The following is an 18,869-nucleotide window of genomic DNA, read 5'->3' as shown; positions in this document are numbered from 1 at the left end:
CGCCCCATCCACCGAATGAACGAACGAGCGAGATCCGCTCCTGCCAACTGGAACTCCAATCATGAGCACCGAACTGGTTACCTATGAACTCGACGGGCCGGTTGCGCTGATCGGCCTCAACCGGCCCGACAAGCGCAATGCCATCAACGAAGAGGTGGTCTGGGCCCTGCGCGACGCCGTGGTGCGCGCCGGCGAAGAGGCCGACGTGGGCGTGCTGTATGGCCATGGCAGCAACTTCTGCGCGGGCCTGGACCTGAAAGAGGCGCTGGCCCGAGCGGCCGGCGCCGCGCCGCGGCCACGCAAGCGCCAGCGGCATTCCTGGCACACCGTGTTCGACATCATCGCGCGCGGTCCCATCCCCTTCGTCGCCGCGCTCCACGGTGCGGTGGTCGGCGGCGGACTGGAGCTGGCCACCGCGGCGCATGTGCGCGTGGCGGACGAATCTGCCTTCTTCGGCTTGCCCGAAGGCCAGCGCGGCATCTTTGTCGGCGGTGGCGGCACGGTGCGCGTGCAGCGTGTGGTGGGCTACACCGTGATGGCCGACATGATGCTGACCGGCCGCCTGCTGTCGGCGGCCGAAGGCGAGCGCGAGCACATCGTGCGCTACGTCGTGCCGACCGGGCAGGCCCTGGACAAGGCGCGCGAGCTGGCCGCCAAGATCGCCCGCAATACGCCCGACACCAACTGGCGCATCACCAATGTGCTGCCGCGCATCAACGACCTGTCGCATGACGACGGCCTGTTTATGGAGTACCTGAACTCGAATATGGAGCGCTCCCCGGAAACCGCCGAGCGGCTGCGCGATTTCGTCGAAGGGCGTGCCCAGCCGCTGGTCGCCCCGGCTGGCAAACAAAGCTGAGACCCGTCATGACAAAGCCAACCCCTACCCTTGCCGATGACACCGTGAGCCAGCAGGAGCGCGACGCCGCGGCGGCCCACATCCGATTTGCAACCGCCGAGGCGGCCAGGATTCCCGACATTCCGGCAGACTTGCCGCTGCGCCCGGTGGAACGCGTTGCCGTGATCGGCGCCGGCACCATGGGCGGCGGCATTGCCATGGCACTCGCCAATGCCGGCATTGCCGTCACCGTGATCGATGCCGAGCCCGCCGCGCTGGAGCGCGGCCTGCAGCGCGTGCGCGACAACTATGCGGGCAGCGTGGCGCGCGGCCGCCTGCAGCAGGCGGAGATGGACCAACGCCTGGCGCTGATCCACGGCTCGGTCGATCTCGCCGAGGTGGCGCAGGCCGACCTGATCGTGGAAGCCGTGTTCGAAGACATGGCGCTCAAGCAGGAGATCTTCCGCAAGCTCGATGCGCTGGCTCGGCCCGGCGCGATCCTGGCCACCAATACCTCGGGGCTCGATGTGGATGCCATCGCGGCTGTCACGCAGCGGCCGCAGGATGTGGTCGGCGCGCATTTCTTCAGCCCGGCCCATGTGATGCGCCTGCTTGAGGTAGTGCGCGCGCAGCAGACCGCGCCGGACGTGATCGCCACGCTGATGGACCTGGGCCGGCGCCTGGGCAAGGTCTCGGTGCTCGCGCGCGTCTATCCGGGCTTTATCGGCAATGCGCTGTTCCGCAACTACACGCGCGAGGCGCATTTCCTGCTGGAGGAAGGCGCGCTGCCGCATGAGGTCGACCAGGCGCTGACGCGCTTCGGCTACGCGATGGGGATCTTTGCCGTGCACGACATGGCCGGCAACGACGTGGGCTACCAGACTCGCAAAGCGCAACTGGCCACGCGCCCGACCGACCGGCGCTGGAACGACTTGATCCTCAAGCTGACCGAGATGGGACGCCTGGGCCAGAAGTCCGGTGCGGGGTGGTATCGCTACGAGCAAGGCAGCCGCACGCCGATGCGCGATCCGGTGGTCGAGCAGTTTATCGCCGACGAATCCGCCCGGCTGGGCATCGAGCGCCAACCGGTCAGCGAAGAAGAAATCCTCAAGCGCTGCCTGTACGGCATGATCAATGAAGGCGCGAAGCTGCTCGAACAGGGCGTTGCGCTGCGCGCGAGCGATATCGACGTCGTCTACGTCACCGGCTACGGCTTCCCCGCGCACCGCGGCGGACCGATGTATCTCGCGGACCAGCTCGGCCTGGCCAACGTCTGCGCGGATATCGAGCGCTTCCACGCCCGGCACGGCTACTGGTGGACCCCGTCCGCACTGCTGCAGCGCCTGGCGCGCGAAGGCCGTCGCTTCGCTGACCTCGAGCCTGGCGTCGTGCCGGCCTGAGTCTCTACCCCTCGCTACCCGACTGCCCGAAGGATTGGCCGCCCTGTCCGGGGCTGCGCCTCGGGCGCGGGTTCATGCCGCCAGAAAACGCCATTTCCGGTCCATTCGCATACCAATAGCCATTTCGTTCATGCCACTTGTGCATTGGCATCCCGATGCAGCGGCGGGAACTCGCCGCGCAATCCGTTCACCCTGGAGGAGAAAAGCAATGAAAAATCGCACCATCGGCATCGCGTGCGCCCTGGCCGGCCTGGCCGGCACGGCGCAAGCTTCGGTCACGCTATACGGCGTGGTCGACGCCAATATCGAGTACAGCAATCACAACCTGGCGACCGGGCCGGACGGCAAGTCAAAGGTGGCGCTCAGTTCGGGCGGCCTGTCGCCCAGCCGCTGGGGCCTGCGCGGCGCGGAAGACCTGGGCGGCGGCAAGCAGGCGATCTTCGCCCTGGAGAGCGGCTTCAGCGTTGATACGGGGATTTCCACGCAGGGCGGCAGGCTGTTCGGGCGCCAGGCCTGGGTCGGCCTGGCGGCGGGCCAGCAGAAGCTGACCTTCGGCCGGCAATACTCGTCGCTATTCCTGACCATGGCGAACTACTCGCCCACCGCGTACGCAACCCTGTACGAGCCGGTAACCACCATCGCCGGCGCCGGGCTGCGGCAGGACAATATGGTGAAGTACCACGGGGACTTCGGCCCACTGGCAACGGAACTGCACTGGAGCTTTGGCGAGCAGCCGGGATCGATGACGGGTTCCGCAGGCTACGGTGCCGGCCTGGACTACCGCATCGGATCGTTCGGCATCGCCGCGGCCTATGACAACGTGAACAGCCCGAAGGTGGCGGGCGACTACCAGCGCAGCCAGAAGGCAGCACTGGGCCTGCGCTACCAGATCACGCCGCAGCTGCTGGCCCAGGCCGCGTATCGCTATGGCAAGAACGATGTGGCAGTGCCAGGGTCGATCGCGCGCGACGACCTCTGGTGGTTCGCCCTCAATTACCAGGCAACCCAGGCGCTGCAGCTGACCGGCGCGGTCTACTACGACAACCTCCGGTCGGTCCATGGCACCGCGGGCAATCCGGCCAACCCCTGGCAGGTCACGTTCATTGCGGATTATTTCCTGTCCAAGCGCACCGATGCCTATCTCAGTGCCGCTTATACCAGGAACGCCGCGCTGAATTTCGAGAACTTCAACGGCGCCACCGCCGCCTACCGGATCGCGCCCAACGATCACAACCAGATCGGCGTCGCGGTCGGCCTGCGGCACCGCTTCTGAACGGTAGCCGGACTCAGGCCACGCTGACGGGGCCCCGCTTGCGCCGGGCCTTGGGCGTGGCCTCACCTTCTTCTCCCGTGGCCGTCCGCCTGGGACGCTTGCCGCCCGATGCCGCCGCGACTCCAGCGCCCTGTCCGCTCTCGGACTCGAGATAACTCATCGGCAGCGTGGAGAGAAACTCGGAGAATCCGGTAGTACCCACCGGCGCATGCTGCAGCATGGCTTCGTGTGCCGCCGCTTCATCGCCGCTCAGGATCGCATCTGCCAGCCTCTGGTGGTCCTGCAGCGCGCGCTGGCGCTGCCCCTGGGTCAGGAAGATCTTCGGCCGATAGCGCTGCATCAGCCGCCGGATCCCCTGGATCTGCTCGACCAGGTATTCGTTGTGGCTGCCGGCATAGAGGAGGTCATGGAAGTCTGCATTGGCTTCCGCAAACTTCTTTCCGTCTTCCTGCGAGAACGCCTCGACGCACTGCTGCATGCTTGCCTTGAGCTGGACGCGCTGCTCGTCGTCCATGCGGCGCGCCGCAAGCTTGGCGGCAACGGCCTCCAGTTCGCCCAGCAGTTCAAGCGTTTCGCGTAGCTGCGTGATGGACAGGCGCGAGACAAAGACCCCGACGCGCGGCGCGATGCGAACGAGATTCTGCACCGCCAGTTGCTGCAGGGCCTCGCGCACCGGCGTGCGCGAGACGCCGAAGCGCTCCGCCAGGCTGCGTTCGTCCAGCGGCGTTCCGGGAGGCATTGCGCCGCTCTCGATCTCGGCCTCGATGGCCGCGCGGATCTCGGCGGCCATGCTCTGCTTTTGCGGTTGTGTCATGGCGGGTGTTTGGTAGGCGAATACGCCAGCCGGTGACGCCGCCTGCACTGGCGGCGACCGGCCGGTAGTTCCGGCGGGACCGGAGCGCGCTGCCGAAGTATACCAAATGTACCCGCTGGCATTCCAAGCCGCCCCTGAAGGAACAGCTTGCCGGAATGCCCAGGCTAGGCGCCCTGCCGCTCGCGCAGCAGATCCAGCGCCACATCGACGATCATGTCTTCCTGGCCGCCCACCATGCGGCGGCGGCCCAGTTCGACCAGCACGTCGACCGTCTTCAGGCCGTACTTCTGCGCCGCCGCCTCGCTGTGACGTAGGAAGCTTGAGTACACACCGGCATAGCCGAGCGCGAGCGTCTCGCGGTCGACCCGCACCGGGCGGTCCTGCAACGGGCGCACGATGTCGTCGGCAGCATCCATCAGCTTGTACAGGTCGCAGCCGTGCTCCCAGCCCATGCGTTCGGCGGCGGCGACGAACACTTCCAGCGGCGCATTGCCGGCGCCGGCGCCCATGCCGGCCAGGCTGGCGTCGACGCGGTCGCAGCCTTCTTCCACCGCGACAATGCTGTTGGCCACGCCCAGGCTCAGGTTATGGTGGGCGTGGATGCCGGTCTCGGTCTCGGGCCGGAGCACGTCCTTGAAGGCACGCATGCGGTCGCGCACATCGTTCATGCTCAGCGCGCCGCCCGAGTCGACCACGTAGACGCAGGTGGCGCCGTAGCTCTCCATCAGCCTGGCCTGCTCGGCCAGCCCCTGCGGGGTGTGCATGTGGCTCATCATCAGGAAGCCGACCGCTTCCATGCCGAGGTGACGGGCGTACTCGATATGCTGGCGCGAGATGTCGGCCTCGGTGCAATGGGTGGCCACGCGCACGATGCGCGCGCCGGCCTCGTAGGCGGCCTTGAGGTCATGCACGGTGCCGATGCCCGGCAGCAGCAGCGTGGCGATCCGGGCGTGCTTGACCACGCTGGCGACGGCCTCGATCCATTCCAGGTCGGTGTGGGCGCCGAAGCCGTAGTTGAAGCTGCCGCCCTGCAGGCCGTCGCCGTGCGCGACTTCGATGGAGTCCACGCGGGCCTCGTCAAGCGCACGGGCGATGGCCCTGGCCTGCTCGACGCTGTACTGGTGGCGCACGGCATGGCTGCCGTCGCGCAGCGTCACGTCGGAGATATAAAGTTTCTTGCGGTTGCTCATGGCAAGTTGTCCTTGGTGAAGTCAGGCGGCGGCTTTTCTGGCCAGCATGGATTCGGCCATGCGCTCGGCGGTGGTCAGCGCGGCACTGGTCATGATGTCGAGGTTGCCGGCGTAGGCGGGCAGGTAGTGCGCGGCGCCTTCCACTTCCAGGAAGACGGAGGTCTTAAGCCCGCTCACGCGGCCCACGCCCGGCACCAGCAGCGGCGCGTCGGCGGGGATGCGGTCGAATTGCACCTTCTGCTTCAGGCGATAGCCCGGCACATACTGCTGCACGGCCGCGGCCATCTCCTCGACGGAGCGCGCGATGGCGTCCTCGTCGGCGGACTCGCTCAGGCAATAAACCGTGTCGCGCATGATCAGCGGCGGCTCGGCGGGGTTCAGCACGATGATGGCCTTGCCCTTCCTCGCGCCGCCGATCACTTCGATGGCGCGGGACGTGGTCTCGGTGAACTCGTCGATATTGGCGCGCGTGCCCGGCCCGGCGCTCTTGCTGGAGATGCTGGCAACAATCTCCCCGTACAGCACTGGCGCCACGCGCGACACGGCGGCCACCATCGGGATGGTGGCCTGGCCGCCGCAGGTGACCATATTGACGTTGAGCGCGTCGAGGTGGGCGTCGCCGTTCACCACCGGGATGCAGTAAGGGCCGATCGCCGCGGGGGTCAGGTCGATGATGCGGATGCCGGGCTTGAGCTCGCGCAGGAAGGCGTCGTTCTTCACGTGCGCGCCGGCGCTGGTGGCGTCGAACACCACGTCGATTTCGGCAAACACCGGCAGGCGGGTGAGCCCCTCCACGCCTTCGTGCGTCGTTGCCACGCCCAGCCGCCCGGCGCGCGCCAGGCCGTCCGAGGCCGGGTCGATGCCGACCATGGCGCCCATCTCGATATGCCTGCCGTGGCGCAGGATCTTGATCATCAGGTCGGTGCCGATATTGCCCGAGCCGACAATGGCCGCTTTGAGCTTGCGGGTCATCTTTGTCTCTCCAATTAGGTTCATTCCACGCTGGCGCCGCTGGCCTTCACCAGCGGATACCAACGCGCGCTTTCGCTGTTGAGAAAGGCGCCGAACTGCTGCGGCGTCATCGGCATGGCCTCAAGGCCCTGGTCGGCGAAGCGCTTGGCCACTTCCGGCGCCTTGAGTGCCTTGATCGCTTCCTGATTGAGGCGGGCAACGATGGCATCCGGCGTGCCGGCCTTGACCACCATGCCGAACCACACGCCGGCATCGAGTCCGGCAATACCCAGCTCGGCCAGCGTGCGCACGTCAGGCAGCGAAGGCGAGCGGCGCGCGGCGGCGATCGCCAGCGGCTTGACCTTGCCGCCCTTGATCAGCGGCGAAGTGGTGATGACCGGATCGAACATCATGTCCACCTGCCCGGCCATCACGTCCTGCAGCGCGGGCGCCGAGCCCTTGTAGGCCACGTGCGTCAGTTGGCCGCCGCTCTTTTCTGCGAACAGCCCGCCGAGCAGATGGCCGATCGAGCCGATCCCCTGGGAGGCATAGTTCACCCCGGCCGGCTTGCTTTTGGACAGCGCCATCAGGTCCTTGACCGAGTTCACCGGACTGTTCTGCGGCACCACCAGCACCAGCGGCGACGAGGCCAGCGCCGTCACCGGCTTGAAATCCTTGAGCGGGTCGTAGGAAAAGCTGCGGTACAGGCCGGGGTTGATGGCAAACATCTCGGTGGCCGCCACGAAGACGGTGTATCCGTCGGCGTCAGCCCGCTTGACCGATTGAGCCGCGATCTGACCACCGCCGCCGGGTCGGTTCTCGACCACCACCGGCTTGCCCAGCCCGGTCGCCATCTGCACCGCGACCTGGCGCGCGATCATGTCGGTGATGCCACCCGCGGGGAACGGCACCACGATGGTGAGCGGGCGGCTCGGATAGATGTCGGCCATGGCCGCCGGTGCGGTCAGCCATGTGGTGGCCGCAACCATTGCGGCCATGACGAAATGCTTGGGGGTGGTCATGCTGTTGTCTCCGTCTTATCTGTTTGAATGGGCTGGTCAAGCCTCTTGTTCAGGCCTGCGCGAAGCGGGCGCGCACGCTGCCGACGCCGCTGATGCGTGCCTCGTAGCACTGGCCCGGCTCCACGGCCACCATCGGGCCGAGGGCGCCAGTCAGGATCAGGTCGCCAGCACGTAGCGGATCGCCAAGCGAGGCGAGCTTGCGGGCCAGCCACACGGCGGCGTTGAGCGGATGGCCGAGACAGTCCGAACCCTGCCCAAGGGACACGCGCGACTGTGCCCCGCCTTCGTCACGGAGCATCTCCATCTGCACCGTCTTCAGGTCCAGGCCGGCCAGCGGAACCGGCACGGCGCCAAGCACCACCAGTCCGCTCGAGGCGTTGTCCGCCACGGTGTCGACGTAAGAAATGTTCCATTTGTCGATGCGGCTGCCGACCACCTCGATGGCGGGCAGCACATAGTCGACGGCGCCAATCAGGTCGACCAGCGTCGCATCCTTTGCCGCCACATCGTGCTTGAGCACGAGCGCGACCTCCGCCTCGACCTTCGGCTGCAGCGTGCGCGCTACCGGAATGCGCTCGTCGTCGCCGAACACCATGTCGGCGAACAGCGTGCCGAAGTCCGGCTGATCCACGCCGAGCTGGCGCTGCACCGCGGGCGAGGTAAGGCCGATCTTGCGGCCGATCACGCGGCGGCCCTGCCCGCGCCAGAACTCGACGTTGGCACGCTGGATGGCGTAGGCGGTGACGGCATCGCCGGCCGCGATTTCGCCGCGCAGGGGTTCGATGGGGGCGCGCATCTCGTCTGCGCGGCGCAGGCGCTCGGCGAGCGCGAGCACGGTTTCCTTGCTGGTCATCGTTGGGGGCGTCCTTGATGAAATCAATGAAAGGCGGATCAGGCGGCCGGCTGCGCATGCATGAGCGCAAAGCCGGCAATCCACTCGGGAATGGCGCGGTAGTAATCGAGCTGCGCCCGATAGGGCCCGTTCGCCGCAAGCGCGCCGAAAGCGGCGATCCAGGTGCGGATCTCGTGCCCCGACTTGCCGCCGTCGCGGGTGATGGCGTCGTTGGTCATGCCGTCGACCGCGCACAGCTCGCCACTGGCGAGCAACGCTAGGAAGGCCTGGTCCCACTCCGGATTGAGCGCGCGCAGGTGGCTGTCGCCAGCGGCGAACGCCTGCGCGGCAGCCACGGTGCGCGCCTGCCGCGCCGCGCGGGAGTCCGGCGTGGGATTGCGGCCGGCAATCAGCCTTTCGGCGGTTTCCGCATTGGCGGCGGCAATCTCCGGCACCGGCGGCTCATGCGAGATGCCGCCCGAGCCCACGACCAGCACGCGCTTGTCCAGGCGGCCGGCAAAACGGCCGATCGCATCGCCCAGCAGCCGCGCGCGGCGGCAGGTTGCCATCGGCGGCGCGACGGAGTTGATAAAGACCGGAATCACGGGATAACGATCGAGCCCGCCGGTCAGCACTTCCAGCGCCTGGGCGCAGCCGTGGTCAACCTGCATGCGATAGGACACCGCTACGTCGATATCCGCCGCCAGCACCGACTCGGCCAATGCCAGCGCGGTGTCGCGCGGCACGTCGAGCGGCCCCGCCAGGCTCTTGAAGTCGCCCACCGCGCTGGCGGCCACGCCGATGCAGAACGGCGGCATCAGGTCGTAGAAGAAGCCGTTGTAGTGGTCCGGCGCAAAGGCGATCACCAGTTCCGGGTCGAAGGCTTCCACGCGCGCACGCGCTTCGGCCTGCGCACGCTCCACCTCCGCCACCACCTCCGGGCGCGGATCGAGGTAGCCGTGCAGCGGCGTGTGGGACAGGCATTCGAGATGAATCGGCATCTCAGGCTCCCCTGGCAAAGGCCAGCACCTGGCCGTCAAGTTCGGGCTGGCGCGGGACCTGCACCGGCCTTTGCGCGCTCACCGCTTCGGTCAGCGCCAGCTTGTCGGCCAGCGCCAGGATCGATGGCGATATCCGCTGCGGCGAACATGTGCCGGCAACGAAGCGGTCCGGACGCAGCAGCACCACGGAATCGGGCAGCTTGCCAAACCAGTCCTTGAGCCGTCCCTGCACGTCGCCGACGGCGATCACGCCGGCGGGCACGTCGTCGCGATACGACAGTTGCGTATCGGGCTTGCCCATCACGAAGCAGGCGCCCAGCCCCTCCCATACCGCGCGTGCCTGCGGCGTCAGCCCGAAGGTGGGATCGGTGCCCCAGCTGAGGATGGCAAGGCGGTTGCCGATCACGTCGTCGAGGCGCTCGATGCGCCCGTCCGCGGTGCGCACCATGGGCTGGATGAACATCCGGCCCACCGGCGAACTGCCGAGCGGATCGCGGCCATGGACAATGCGCCCGAACAGCGACTCGCGCTTCTCACTCATCAGGCCCAGCAGGCGGCCGAACGCCGAATTGCCGGCGCGCTCCAGCCGGCGCGCGAGGAAGCCGGGCCGGGTATCGCGCTCGGGCAGCAGCACCACGCCGTGCTCGTAGCGCGGCATCGGCTTGAAGCGCATCTCGACGAAATACTGCTTGACCGAGGGGAAGGCGTTCATCACGCGGGTGAAGCCATCGCGCACACGGGCGCCGAAGCGGCTCGCCGGCGCGAAGATGTCGCCCGCCACTTCCGACAGGTGGATCATCGAACGCGCATGGGCGCGGCGCTCCTGGCCATAGGTGTCGAGCAGCGCATCGCCCGACTGGCCCTTGACCACCATCGCCAGCTTCCAGCCCAGGTTGGCGGCATCGCGGATGCCGCTGTTGTAGCCCTGCCCCTGCCACACCGGCATGATGTGCGCGGCGTCGCCCGCCAGCAGCACACGCCCCGCGCGGAAGCTGCGCGCCAGCCGCGCGTTGTGCGTGTAGACGCGCTTGCGGATGTAGTCCACCTGGTCCGGCTCGGGCACCACCTTGCGGATCAGCGCGGCCATGTTCTCGGGGCGGGACAGTTCCTCTTCGGTTTCGCCGGGCATCACCATGAACTCAAAACGCCGGATGCCGTGTGGCAGCGCCGCCGACACATAGGGACGCTCGGGGTCGCAGTGCATATAAATGTGCGGCGTGCCGACCGGGTCGTTGCGCACGTCCACCACGATCCACTGGTTGGGCTTGGTGCGGCCTTCGAAGGGAACGTCCAGCGTGCGGCGCACGAAGCTGTTGCCGCCGTCGGCGCCGACCAGGTAGGCGGCGCGGATGCGGACCGGCCGGCCCTGCGCGTCGGCGGCGTCGATACTCACGCCGCTGTCGTCCTGCGTGAAGCCGGCCACGCTGTGGCCGAACCGCACCTGCACGTGCGCGAAGCGCGCCAGCCCTTCATACAGCAGCCGGTCGGCCAGGGGCTGGATAAAGGCGTTGCGGCGCGACCAGCCGAACTCGTCGGTGCGCGGCTCGATCGAGGCAAAGCAGCGACCGCCCGGCGTGACAAAGCGCATCCAGTGGTGCGGCGTGGTATGCGGCAGCAGCGCGTCGACCAGGCCGACCGACTGGAATACGCGCAGGGCCTCGTCGTCCAGGCCGATCGCGCGCGGGTAGTCGATAATCTCGTCGAGCTTCTCGACCAGCACGACGCGCACACCCTGCAGGCCGAGGATGTTGGCGATCATCAGGCCCACCGGCCCGGCGCCGATGATGGCGACGTCGGCGGACAGATCTTGCGGGCGGCCGTCTCCAGCCGCCATCTCGATGGCGTTTGTCATGTCTCCTCCTTACGCTTACTGCGGGCTTGCCGCGGTCAGACCGTGGTGGCTTCTGGCACCGGATGGCCCAGCAGGAAGTCGATGTGGATGCGGTTGAAGGTGGGCGCGTCCTCGAACTGGGGCCAGTGGCCGCAGCCGTCCATCACGGTGAAGAAGGCGCCGGGGATCATGCTGGCAATGCGCCGGCCTTCGGAAACGTCGGCGGTGGGATCGTCCGAGGTCCACAGCACCAGCGTGGGCGCCTGGATGCGGCCGTAGTCGTCGGCGCGCAGGATGTTGCGCTGGCGCGTTTCCATGTCCTGCAGCACCATGTTGTCGCGCTGGGCCTCGACCATGCCCGGCTGCATGTAGATGGCCTGGCGCGTCGCGATCAGGTCATCGAAGGCCTTGCGCTTGTCGGCCATCAGCCATTCCACGCGCGCCTTTATGAAGTCCCAGCCCGGGTCCTCGACCGCGCGCATCGACAGCGTCTTGAGGCGCTCCATCACCACCGGGTCGGCTTGCGAGCCGCCCGCGGTATTGAGCACCAGCCGCTCGACGCGCTCGGGATGGTCGATGGCCAGGCGCGAGGCGACCCAGCCACCCAGCGATTCGCCGCTGATGGAAGCGCGCTCGATGCCGAGCGTGTCCATTACCCGGATCACGTGGTCCACATAGGCTGGCACCTCGCGCGGGCCGGCCGGCTTGTCGGTCCAGCCATGGCCGATCATGTCGATGGCCCAGACGTTGAAATGCTCGGCATGCGCCTGCAGGTTGCGCACATAAGCCTCGGCGTGGCCGCCGACGCCGTGCAGCAGGATCAACGCGGGCTTGTCTTCGCTGCCGGCGTGCAGGTAGCGGGTGCGGATGCCGCCCGCGTCGAGCCATCCCTGGCTGAACGTGACGCCGCGCAGTTCGCTCCAGATGCTCTGGAGTTCAGGCTCCAACGCCGGGACGGTGGCGGGTGAGGTGGCGAGGTTGGACATTTGTCTGCTCCTGTTGTCGGTTCTGGTATGGAGCAAAGTCTAGGGATCGGCTTGCCTGCGGACAAAAAAACGTTCAACATGTGCAAGGAGTGCACAGCGTTGATTTATAAGGATTTTTTCGTGTCCGACAAAGCACTGCAGCAAAGTTCGACCTATGCCAGCGTGCGCGGCCTGTCGCGCGGGCTAGCCGTGCTCACGGCCCTGAACCGCATGGAAAGCGGCCGCGCCACGGCGCAGCAGCTGAGCGAGCACACCGGCCTGCACCGCACCACCGTGCGCCGTTTGCTGGAGACATTGATCGCGGAAGGGCTGGTCAGACGCAGCGGATCAGACGACAGCTATCGCCTGACGCTGCAGGTACGCGCGCTCAGCGAAGGCTTCACTGACGACGAATGGATCTCGACGCTGGCGGCCCCGCTGATGGGCGAACTGCTGCAGCGCGTGGTGTGGCCGTCGGACCTGACCACGCCCGACGGCGATGCCATGATCATCCGTGAAACCACGCACCGCTTCAGCCCCTTGTCCTTCCACCGGGCGATGGTCGGGCGGCGCCTGCCGATGCTGCTGACAGCGGCCGGGCGGGCTTACTTCGCATACTGTGGCGCAAACGAACGCGAAGGCATCCTGGACATGCTGCGCTCGGGCGCGGGCGGCGCGGAGCAGGCGGCCCTGGCTGACAATCCTGCCTTCGTGCGCAAGCTGGTGGAACGTGTACAGGCCGATGGCTACAGCACAAACCGCGGCGACTGGGCCGAGCAGCGCAAGATCAGCGCGATCGCCGTGCCCGTCAGGCATGAGCAGCGCACGCTTGGCAGTCTGAACGTGGTGTACCTGTCGCGCGCAATTAGCCCGCAGGAGGCCGTCGCGCGATTTGCCGAACCGCTGCAGGAAATCGCGGCGAGGATTGAAGCGGTACTGGTAGAGCGCGCGGCAGCGCGGCAGGCATGATTAGGCCGGCTACTGCGCCGCCCTGCTCGCGGCCATGCCCGCGCTCGGCTGCCGCCGGGCGACGAGGTCAGCGCAATTTGCACCGGAGCTGCTACGGATCGGCAGCTCTCAGCCTTACAGCAATGGCCGGTCAACCCAAGTGGATGCGAGCGCGAGACGCCGACAGTGGGATAAGGATGCCTCGACGACCGCTTTCAGACGACCCACATGCATGCCATGCGCCTTTTTGAATCTGCGCGAAGGGGCGAATCTGCTCTTGGGCAACTCGGATGTCGGCCATCGCCTCTGATGCGAATGGCAATGTCTCACCGGGATGTTGGCGTTCGCGGAGCAGTGCGGCGATCAGCCGCAGGCCCACATCCATCGGCACGAAGCGGTCGTCGCGGCCCCAGATTACCAGCGTGGGGGTGGCGATTTCGGCAGAAGGAAGAGCGTGGCTGCTTACGAGACTGCGTCCCTGCTTATATCCCTGTCTTGCGGTTGTCGTCACATCGTGGAGCGGTTATCCCTGACAGTGGACTCCATAAGGCTGTGCCTTATCCGAGGCTCCTCCTGTGCGTTATGGAAGGCCGGCTTGCGATCGCGTAGCTCTGCATCACTGTTGGTGATGCGGTCCAGTCGCCGTAGGTGGTCGTTCCACGATGAATCGACGATCATCTCCACAAAACGCCCGGGATCGTGAAGATCATGCAGCAGTTCTCACGACATCGCGCCATGACGAAGGCGGCTCGAGCGGCCTTCGTTCAACATGAGCGCGCGAAATTCGGAAGCGCGTGCGACGTCGACACTGTATTCAATTGTCACCATCACCTGGCCGGCCACGGGTGGCTCTTCAAGTTCGGGCATTGGCGATACTCGCTTGGGCGTCAGGTCTACAACAGTGCCGAGGTCGGGCCATATCCGATTAACCAAGGCGATGGCAACAAAGACGAGGGCGGCGGCGCTTGCCAGGCTCAGCGGCACACTGGTCCAGGCAGCAATCTGTCCCCATACCGCTGCGCCGATGGCACTCGCGCCCATGACGGTCATCTGGTTGATTGACAGACCGCGCGCGCGAACCCAATCGGGCAAGTTCAAGTGGGAGGCCAGCGTCAAGGTATTGCCGATGGAAATGCAGGCTGATCCGGCGACGAACATTGCTGGCATGGCCAGCCACATCCGGTCCGCTAATGCCATCGCTATCATCGCGGCCGCCTGCACGGCTGCGCCGCGCAGCACCAGGGCATCGCGCGAGTAGCGCTCTCGCAACCACGGCAGCCAGTAAGCGGAGGCGATTGCCCCGGCGCCCATGGACGCGATCGGCAGCGTGTAAGCGCCGGCGCCCCCTCCTTCCATCCGGCGCGCGAGCAGACGCAGCATGCCCATCAATGCGGTTGCGCAGTGGAAGAAGATTCCGAGCCGCAACAGTACCAAGGATTCGTGAGGTGTTGACCGATATCGCGCTGAGCGCCATCGCTGCTGGCAGTTGCGTGCGGGGTACCACTTCGGGCAAGGCGGCTGCCAGCACAGGCATGCGCATTGCGAGTCCGATGCCGTTGGCGAAGATCAATGCCAACAGCACCGTCGGCGGGGAGTGTTAAAATCCTTGGGGTTGTATGCTTGGCACTGATTCGCGGCACCGCCTATCCTGTGGTCGGGCGCGTGACAATGAACACGCTGATGGTCGATGTCACGGAGAGTCCTGACATCCTGCCTGGGGACGAGGTGGTGTTGTTTGGTACGCAGGGCCCAGCGTGCATCGATGTGGCAACGATTGAAGCTGCGGCCGGGACGATTTATCCAGACCTGTGCGTTGGCTGGGGCAACTCCGTTGCCAGGGTCGCGGTGCCTGCTGTTGGGGGAGCGGGATGAAGTTGGGGAATGCGCCCTTCTGCACCTGATCCTGAAAGAGGTGTTTGGCATGGCCGCGGGCGCGGGCGCGGGCGCGGGCGCGGGCGCGGGCCAGAATGGGAACCGCAAGCCGCGGTGCTGGCCAGCGCCTCGGCGCACTGGCTGCGCCACACCGCCGGTTCGCACATGACTGACTATCTGACGACATTATCGTCATCCTGACGATTTAGTCAATATCAAAAAGACGAGCACGGCGTTCGTCCGCACCAGCTTGCGCCGTGTGCTTCATTCGGCTTGATTCGCGTGCGGCCCGCGTGCGACGCTTTCCCTGTTCCAGGCTCTTGCACAGCCGCTGGTGTTCAGTTAATTCGGCTGTTGAGGATCACAAGCTTGCGGCCGGCTCCGTCGCGTGCACGACGGGCATGCTCCGAACTGAAGACCACACTCGGCAAAGTGTTCTACTGCCGCCATCGATCCGCTACGCCAGCCGGCCGCGCATCACGCGCTATCTGAGCCATGAGCTGTGGGCGACCGTCAAGGAAGCCGTCGAGGCGATGCCGGTCGGCACCGTGCGCGAGCGCCTGCATGCGGCGCGCTGCCGCTGGGTACTGACGGCGCTCTATCTGGGTGGGTTGCGCGCGTCGGAAGTCACGAGCACGCCCATGGGGGCGTTCTTCTGCCGGCGCGACGCCCAGGGCATCGAGCGCTGGTGGCTGGAGGTGACCGGCAAGGGCAACAAGGTGCGCCTGGTACCGGCCACTGATGAGCTGATCGCCGAACTGGCGCGCTACCGCCGCGCCCACGGACTGCCGCCTACCCCGCAGCCTGGGGAAGCGCGCCCGCTGGTGCTGCCGGTCATCGGCGGTCAGAACGACGAGAAGGCCCTGTCACGCGGGGCGCTGCACCTGGTTCTGAAGGAAGTGTTCGGCATGGCGGCCGCGCGCCTGCGGGCGCGCGGGCCCGAGTGGGAGGCGCAGGTCGCTGTGCTGGCCAGCGCATGCGCACTGGCTGCGCCACACCGCCGGCTCGCACATGACCGACCAGCAGGTCGACCTGCGCTATGTCCGCGACAACTTTGGCCATGCCTCGATCGCCACCACCAGCGCTTACCTGCACAGCGAAGAGGATGCGCGGCACGAGGCGACGCAGGAGCGGCATCGAATCGGATGGACTAGCAAGGCGTAAGGCGCGTCCGCCCCTCCAAGCGAATGGCATTTCCGCACCTATCAAGGACCGCCTCCGAGAATGACGCCCAGCCTGATCGCGTCTCTACGCTTCCAGCCAGGTATGCTGTTCCCTGGTCGCATCCTCGCCAATCTTGGCCGCATGGGCCGCTGCCTGTTCGAGCCAAGGCGCATGGGCCTTGGGCACGACCAGCATCGTCAAACCGAGTCCGTCCAGCACACGCAGGGCGTGCTCGAGATTGACGCCCTTGCCGTTTTCGAGCTTGGACAGCATGACAGAGACACCGCAATGCCTCGCCGCCTGGTCAATGGGCATCCCGTCCCCTTCCCGGGTGGCTCGAATGCGGTCGCCCAGTTGCTGAATTGTGCGAATGGTTGCCCGCGAAGGAGGCGTCGGATCAGGGAGTGGTCGCGGCATGGGGCGGGTTTGTGCAGAAGGAAAAGCCCAGCGTGGAGGCTGCTCGCCAGGTTGTTTCATGATTGTGAAATTTTACGCTGCAACGCTGATGACTTTCTATCCCGAGGGGAACTGCCTCATATGCCAGCCAGCGATCGACGGTTGCAGGCGAAGCTCGGCGATTAATTGCATTTTAAGTTCGGCGTAACGGCTTGGCCTTCGGCCACGCCGCAAGTCGGCAAAGCTTGCCTCAGACTTTCGATAAGTCCTCCGGATGGTATCGCACCACGACGCGACGGTTAGCCGCCCGCCAGGCGGCGAAGATCGGATGCCAATAATGCAGATAGAACAGCATCAAGCCGTCAGCCTGGATGGTGCGACGGGCCATTGGCAGGAACTGAATAAGGAAGCGAAGTTCTTCGGCAGCCGAGTCGGGAAGAAGCCGCGGCTTCGATGCTTCAGACAACGTCGACCACGCGGAGTATGGTGTCGCGCCGCTTAACCCTCGATGGGCACTGTGATGGTAGGTCTGTCCGATTTCATACATCAACCATTGCTCAAACTCTCGGAGGGTCAATGCGGCCTCGGCTTCTGGCTTGCGAGCTTTTCGTCCTTTCGTCGACGATCCAGTCGAGCCTGGCAGACTGTGCACCTTCTCCATCATGGTCCGGTTCAGTCTTTCTATGTGGCCCCCGAAGTAGGGTCGGCCAGGCGTGCGATACATCAGTTCGATTCCGTACTGATTGCAACCCGCTCGCAGCGCTTTACTTTTGAACTCAGCAGCGTTGTCGAGATGCAATACCTTCGGCACGCCATGCATCGGCCAGTCTACGGCGACCTCCCGGCTCGCCAACCAGGGCGCCTTCGACAGGACCATCCGCGTGAGAAGTAGAGCGACAGTCGCCGCATTAGGGCGGTCGAAACCGACATACAGGGCCACGACCGATCGTGTGGCAACGTCGATTGCCAAAGTAAGCCACGGTCTGCCAATCGTGTGGCGATACGCCTCATCAACCAGGATGATGTCGGCAAGCGTGTGATCGATCTGCACAATATCCAATGGATGCCGTGCCGCAAAGTGGCCCGGCGCTGCGTCCGAAAGCTTCATGCATTCTTTGTCACGGTGGTCAGCCCACCGGCGGGATATCGTTGCGCGCGAAGGTGGTGTGGCGCATGCAGCGGTGCACCGCATGCGGACCTCTCGACAAATGGCATGAAGGGGATGGGCTAGATGCTTCTGCCGCGGAAGCCAATCGGATAGGACATCCTGAACGATTGCCTCCACCTGCTCCGATAACATGTATTGCCCTCGCCGTGGTCCAGGCGGAGACGGGAGCAATGACGCTGTCACCTGGTCTTCTAGAAAGCGTCGACGCAACCGGTACACCGAAGAACGGTGCAAGCCTAATAGCTGTCCTGCAAGCAATCAAGATTTTGCTGCTGACGGAACGCACCGAACATCTCAACGCCATCCAGGCTGCGTTGGACGGGCAAATTTCCCCGCTATTCGTGCTGCACGGACGGATGTCGAAGCCGCAACGCGCCGCATTGATCACGGCGCTCGACGCCCTGCCAGCCGACGCACCTCACGTCTTGCTGGCGATCGGCAAGCTGGTTGGTGAGGGTTTCGACCACCCGCCACTCGACACCCTGGTGCTGGCGATGCCTGTGTCGTGGAGGGGAACCCTGCAACAGTACGCGGGCCGGCTGCACCGGGAGCATGCCGACAAGACCGACGTCCGGATCATCGATTTTGTCGATACGGGCCATGCGGCATTTCTGCGGATGTGGGACAAGCGCCAACGAGGGTACCGGGCAATGGGGTATCGGATGGTGGGAGGAGCCGGGACAGAATGATTGTTTCCCTGCAGCTGGGTTCCTACGAGCGCTTCTTCGCCGATTCCGCCCCCATGGGTTGCCGCCCGCAGGAGCGGCACCGCATCGGATGAACCAGCAAGACGTAAGGCGCGCCCGCACGCCAAGCGAATTGCATTTCCGCACCGATCGAGGACCGCATCCGAGAATGACGCCCATCCAAATCGCGCCCCTACGCTTCCAGCCAGGCATGCTATTCCCTGGCCGCATCCTCGCCGATCTTGGCCGCATGGGCCGCTGCCTGTTCAAGCCAAGGTGCATGAGCCTTGGGAACGACCAGCATCGTTAAACCCAGTCCGTCCATCACACGCAGGGCGTGCTCGAGATTGACACCTTTGCCGTTCTCTAGCTTGGACAGCATGCCGATGGAGACACCGCAATGCCTCGCCGCCTGGTCAATTGGCATCCCTTCCCCTGCCCGCGTTGCGCGAATGCGGTCGCCCAGTTGGTGAATGCTGCGAATTGTCGCGCGCGAAGGTGGTGTCGGATCAGGTAGT

At 65.8% G+C, this 18,869-nt stretch carries 17 protein-coding genes and 5 pseudogenes; 8 read left to right on the top strand and 14 right to left on the bottom strand.

Going from position 1 to position 18,869, the window contains the following annotated elements:
* The first annotated feature begins 61 nt into the window (after positions 1-61).
* The 3 genes from ACW4E8_RS34245 (at position 62) to ACW4E8_RS34235 (ending at position 3,511) form a co-directional block, all read left to right on the top strand.
* A complete protein-coding gene (locus tag ACW4E8_RS34245) occupies positions 62-859 on the top strand; it encodes a crotonase/enoyl-CoA hydratase family protein (protein WP_456808560.1) in 798 nt (265 codons plus the stop codon).
* Between the two features lie 8 nt (positions 860-867).
* Positions 868-2,238, top strand: coding sequence for a 3-hydroxyacyl-CoA dehydrogenase NAD-binding domain-containing protein (locus ACW4E8_RS34240; RefSeq protein WP_456808559.1), 1,371 nt, complete (start codon positions 868-870; stop codon positions 2,236-2,238).
* 208 nt (positions 2,239-2,446) lie between these two features.
* Positions 2,447-3,511 (top strand): porin, encoded by a 1,065-nt coding sequence (locus ACW4E8_RS34235; protein WP_456808558.1) that lies wholly within the window; start codon positions 2,447-2,449, stop codon positions 3,509-3,511.
* A gap of 13 nt (positions 3,512-3,524) precedes the next feature.
* Here the strand turns inward: ACW4E8_RS34235 and ACW4E8_RS34230 are convergent, their stop codons facing one another.
* The 8 genes from ACW4E8_RS34230 to ACW4E8_RS34195 all read right to left on the bottom strand — a co-directional run bounded on the left by ACW4E8_RS34230 (position 3,525) and on the right by ACW4E8_RS34195 (position 12,138).
* Positions 3,525-4,325 (bottom strand): GntR family transcriptional regulator, encoded by an 801-nt coding sequence (locus ACW4E8_RS34230; protein WP_456808557.1) that lies wholly within the window; start codon positions 4,323-4,325, stop codon positions 3,525-3,527.
* 164 nt (positions 4,326-4,489) lie between these two features.
* Positions 4,490-5,515 carry a 4-hydroxy-2-oxovalerate aldolase gene (gene dmpG / locus ACW4E8_RS34225; RefSeq protein WP_456808556.1) on the bottom strand — a complete coding sequence of 342 codons (1,026 nt, stop codon included), beginning with the start codon at positions 5,513-5,515 and terminating at the stop codon, positions 4,490-4,492.
* Between the two features lie 21 nt (positions 5,516-5,536).
* Positions 5,537-6,487 carry an acetaldehyde dehydrogenase (acetylating) gene (locus ACW4E8_RS34220; protein ID WP_456808555.1) on the bottom strand — a complete coding sequence of 317 codons (951 nt, stop codon included), beginning with the start codon at positions 6,485-6,487 and terminating at the stop codon, positions 5,537-5,539.
* Positions 6,488-6,507: 20 nt separating this feature from the next.
* A complete protein-coding gene (locus ACW4E8_RS34215) occupies positions 6,508-7,488 on the bottom strand; it encodes a Bug family tripartite tricarboxylate transporter substrate binding protein (RefSeq protein WP_456808554.1) in 981 nt (326 codons plus the stop codon).
* Between the two features lie 49 nt (positions 7,489-7,537).
* The gene (mhpD, locus tag ACW4E8_RS34210) at positions 7,538-8,341 is read right to left on the bottom strand and encodes a 2-keto-4-pentenoate hydratase (protein ID WP_456808553.1); all 804 of its coding nucleotides are present in this window, start codon (positions 8,339-8,341) and stop codon (positions 7,538-7,540) included.
* A gap of 38 nt (positions 8,342-8,379) precedes the next feature.
* Positions 8,380-9,321: a 3-carboxyethylcatechol 2,3-dioxygenase gene (locus ACW4E8_RS34205; protein WP_456808552.1), complete on the bottom strand. Its 942-nt coding sequence runs from the start codon at positions 9,319-9,321 to the stop codon at positions 8,380-8,382.
* Between the two features lies 1 nt (position 9,322).
* Positions 9,323-11,173, bottom strand: coding sequence for a bifunctional 3-(3-hydroxy-phenyl)propionate/3-hydroxycinnamic acid hydroxylase (locus ACW4E8_RS34200; RefSeq protein ID WP_456808551.1), 1,851 nt, complete (start codon positions 11,171-11,173; stop codon positions 9,323-9,325).
* A 35-nt stretch (positions 11,174-11,208) separates the two neighbouring features.
* Positions 11,209-12,138: an alpha/beta fold hydrolase gene (locus ACW4E8_RS34195; RefSeq protein ID WP_456808550.1), complete on the bottom strand. Its 930-nt coding sequence runs from the start codon at positions 12,136-12,138 to the stop codon at positions 11,209-11,211.
* A gap of 120 nt (positions 12,139-12,258) precedes the next feature.
* Between ACW4E8_RS34195 and ACW4E8_RS34190 the strand changes: the two genes are divergently transcribed.
* Positions 12,259-13,086, top strand: coding sequence for a DNA-binding transcriptional regulator (locus ACW4E8_RS34190; RefSeq protein WP_456808549.1), 828 nt, complete (start codon positions 12,259-12,261; stop codon positions 13,084-13,086).
* A 331-nt stretch (positions 13,087-13,417) separates the two neighbouring features.
* On the opposite strand, the pseudogene ACW4E8_RS34185 reads toward ACW4E8_RS34190, so the two are convergent.
* The 3 pseudogenes from ACW4E8_RS34185 to ACW4E8_RS34175 all read right to left on the bottom strand — a co-directional run.
* Positions 13,418-13,504: pseudogene (locus ACW4E8_RS34185) on the bottom strand (2-hydroxy-6-oxo-6-phenylhexa-2,4-dienoate hydrolase); the annotation flags it as partial.
* 68 nt (positions 13,505-13,572) lie between these two features.
* Positions 13,573-14,502, bottom strand: a pseudogene (locus ACW4E8_RS34180) (MFS transporter); the annotation flags it as partial.
* Positions 14,503-14,526: 24 nt separating this feature from the next.
* Positions 14,527-14,647: pseudogene (locus ACW4E8_RS34175) on the bottom strand (hypothetical protein); the annotation flags it as partial.
* A gap of 38 nt (positions 14,648-14,685) precedes the next feature.
* On the opposite strand from ACW4E8_RS34175, the gene ACW4E8_RS34170 reads away from it, so the two are divergent.
* The 3 genes and pseudogenes from ACW4E8_RS34170 to ACW4E8_RS34160 all read left to right on the top strand — a co-directional run.
* A complete protein-coding gene (locus ACW4E8_RS34170; RefSeq protein ID WP_456808548.1) occupies positions 14,686-14,937 on the top strand; it encodes an alanine racemase C-terminal domain-containing protein in 252 nt (83 codons plus the stop codon).
* Positions 14,938-14,956: 19 nt separating this feature from the next.
* A pseudogene (locus tag ACW4E8_RS34165) lies at positions 14,957-15,111 on the top strand (tyrosine-type recombinase/integrase); the annotation flags it as partial.
* 290 nt (positions 15,112-15,401) lie between these two features.
* Positions 15,402-16,101 (top strand): annotated as a pseudogene (locus ACW4E8_RS34160) (tyrosine-type recombinase/integrase); the annotation flags it as partial.
* An 84-nt stretch (positions 16,102-16,185) separates the two neighbouring features.
* Here the strand turns inward: ACW4E8_RS34160 and ACW4E8_RS34155 are convergent.
* Both ACW4E8_RS34155 and ACW4E8_RS34150 read right to left on the bottom strand, forming a co-directional pair.
* The gene (locus ACW4E8_RS34155) at positions 16,186-16,374 is read right to left on the bottom strand and encodes a hypothetical protein (RefSeq protein WP_456808547.1); all 189 of its coding nucleotides are present in this window, start codon (positions 16,372-16,374) and stop codon (positions 16,186-16,188) included.
* A gap of 373 nt (positions 16,375-16,747) precedes the next feature.
* Positions 16,748-17,605, bottom strand: coding sequence for a Mu transposase C-terminal domain-containing protein (locus ACW4E8_RS34150; protein ID WP_456808546.1), 858 nt, complete (start codon positions 17,603-17,605; stop codon positions 16,748-16,750).
* A gap of 230 nt (positions 17,606-17,835) precedes the next feature.
* On the opposite strand from ACW4E8_RS34150, the gene ACW4E8_RS34145 reads away from it, so the two are divergent.
* Positions 17,836-18,354, top strand: coding sequence for a DEAD/DEAH box helicase (locus tag ACW4E8_RS34145; RefSeq protein ID WP_456808545.1), 519 nt, complete (start codon positions 17,836-17,838; stop codon positions 18,352-18,354).
* Positions 18,355-18,565: 211 nt separating this feature from the next.
* Here ACW4E8_RS34145 and ACW4E8_RS34140 read toward each other — a convergent pair whose 3' ends face one another.
* Complete coding sequence (locus tag ACW4E8_RS34140; RefSeq protein WP_456808544.1) at positions 18,566-18,778, bottom strand: helix-turn-helix domain-containing protein; 213 nt, start codon at positions 18,776-18,778, stop codon at positions 18,566-18,568.
* Positions 18,779-18,869 lie beyond the last annotated feature (91 nt).

This window comes from Cupriavidus sp. CP313 (assembly GCF_054072015.1).
Note: the sequence above shows the minus strand (reverse complement) of the source record. Positions and strands in the feature narration are given on the sequence as shown.

What these genes read in the sequence shown, in the direction of transcription:
- ACW4E8_RS34245 (WP_456808560.1), top strand. Translation starts at nt 62, where the DNA reads ATGAGCACCGAACTGGTTACCTATGAACTCGACGGGCCGGTTGCGCTG.
- ACW4E8_RS34240 (WP_456808559.1), top strand. Translation starts at nt 868, where the DNA reads ATGACAAAGCCAACCCCTACCCTTGCCGATGACACCGTGAGCCAGCAG.
- ACW4E8_RS34235 (WP_456808558.1), top strand. Translation starts at nt 2,447, where the DNA reads ATGAAAAATCGCACCATCGGCATCGCGTGCGCCCTGGCCGGCCTGGCC.
- ACW4E8_RS34230 (WP_456808557.1), bottom strand. Translation starts at nt 4,325, where the DNA reads ATGACACAACCGCAAAAGCAGAGCATGGCCGCCGAGATCCGCGCGGCC.
- dmpG (WP_456808556.1), bottom strand. Translation starts at nt 5,515, where the DNA reads ATGAGCAACCGCAAGAAACTTTATATCTCCGACGTGACGCTGCGCGAC.
- ACW4E8_RS34220 (WP_456808555.1), bottom strand. Translation starts at nt 6,487, where the DNA reads ATGACCCGCAAGCTCAAAGCGGCCATTGTCGGCTCGGGCAATATCGGC.
- ACW4E8_RS34215 (WP_456808554.1), bottom strand. Translation starts at nt 7,488, where the DNA reads ATGACCACCCCCAAGCATTTCGTCATGGCCGCAATGGTTGCGGCCACC.
- mhpD (WP_456808553.1), bottom strand. Translation starts at nt 8,341, where the DNA reads ATGACCAGCAAGGAAACCGTGCTCGCGCTCGCCGAGCGCCTGCGCCGC.
- ACW4E8_RS34205 (WP_456808552.1), bottom strand. Translation starts at nt 9,321, where the DNA reads ATGCCGATTCATCTCGAATGCCTGTCCCACACGCCGCTGCACGGCTAC.
- ACW4E8_RS34200 (WP_456808551.1), bottom strand. Translation starts at nt 11,173, where the DNA reads ATGACAAACGCCATCGAGATGGCGGCTGGAGACGGCCGCCCGCAAGAT.
- ACW4E8_RS34195 (WP_456808550.1), bottom strand. Translation starts at nt 12,138, where the DNA reads ATGTCCAACCTCGCCACCTCACCCGCCACCGTCCCGGCGTTGGAGCCT.
- ACW4E8_RS34155 (WP_456808547.1), bottom strand. Translation starts at nt 16,374, where the DNA reads ATGCTGTCCAAGCTCGAAAACGGCAAGGGCGTCAATCTCGAGCACGCC.
- ACW4E8_RS34150 (WP_456808546.1), bottom strand. Translation starts at nt 17,605, where the DNA reads ATGAAGCTTTCGGACGCAGCGCCGGGCCACTTTGCGGCACGGCATCCA.
- ACW4E8_RS34145 (WP_456808545.1), top strand. Translation starts at nt 17,836, where the DNA reads ATGACGCTGTCACCTGGTCTTCTAGAAAGCGTCGACGCAACCGGTACA.
- ACW4E8_RS34140 (WP_456808544.1), bottom strand. Translation starts at nt 18,778, where the DNA reads ATGCCAATTGACCAGGCGGCGAGGCATTGCGGTGTCTCCATCGGCATG.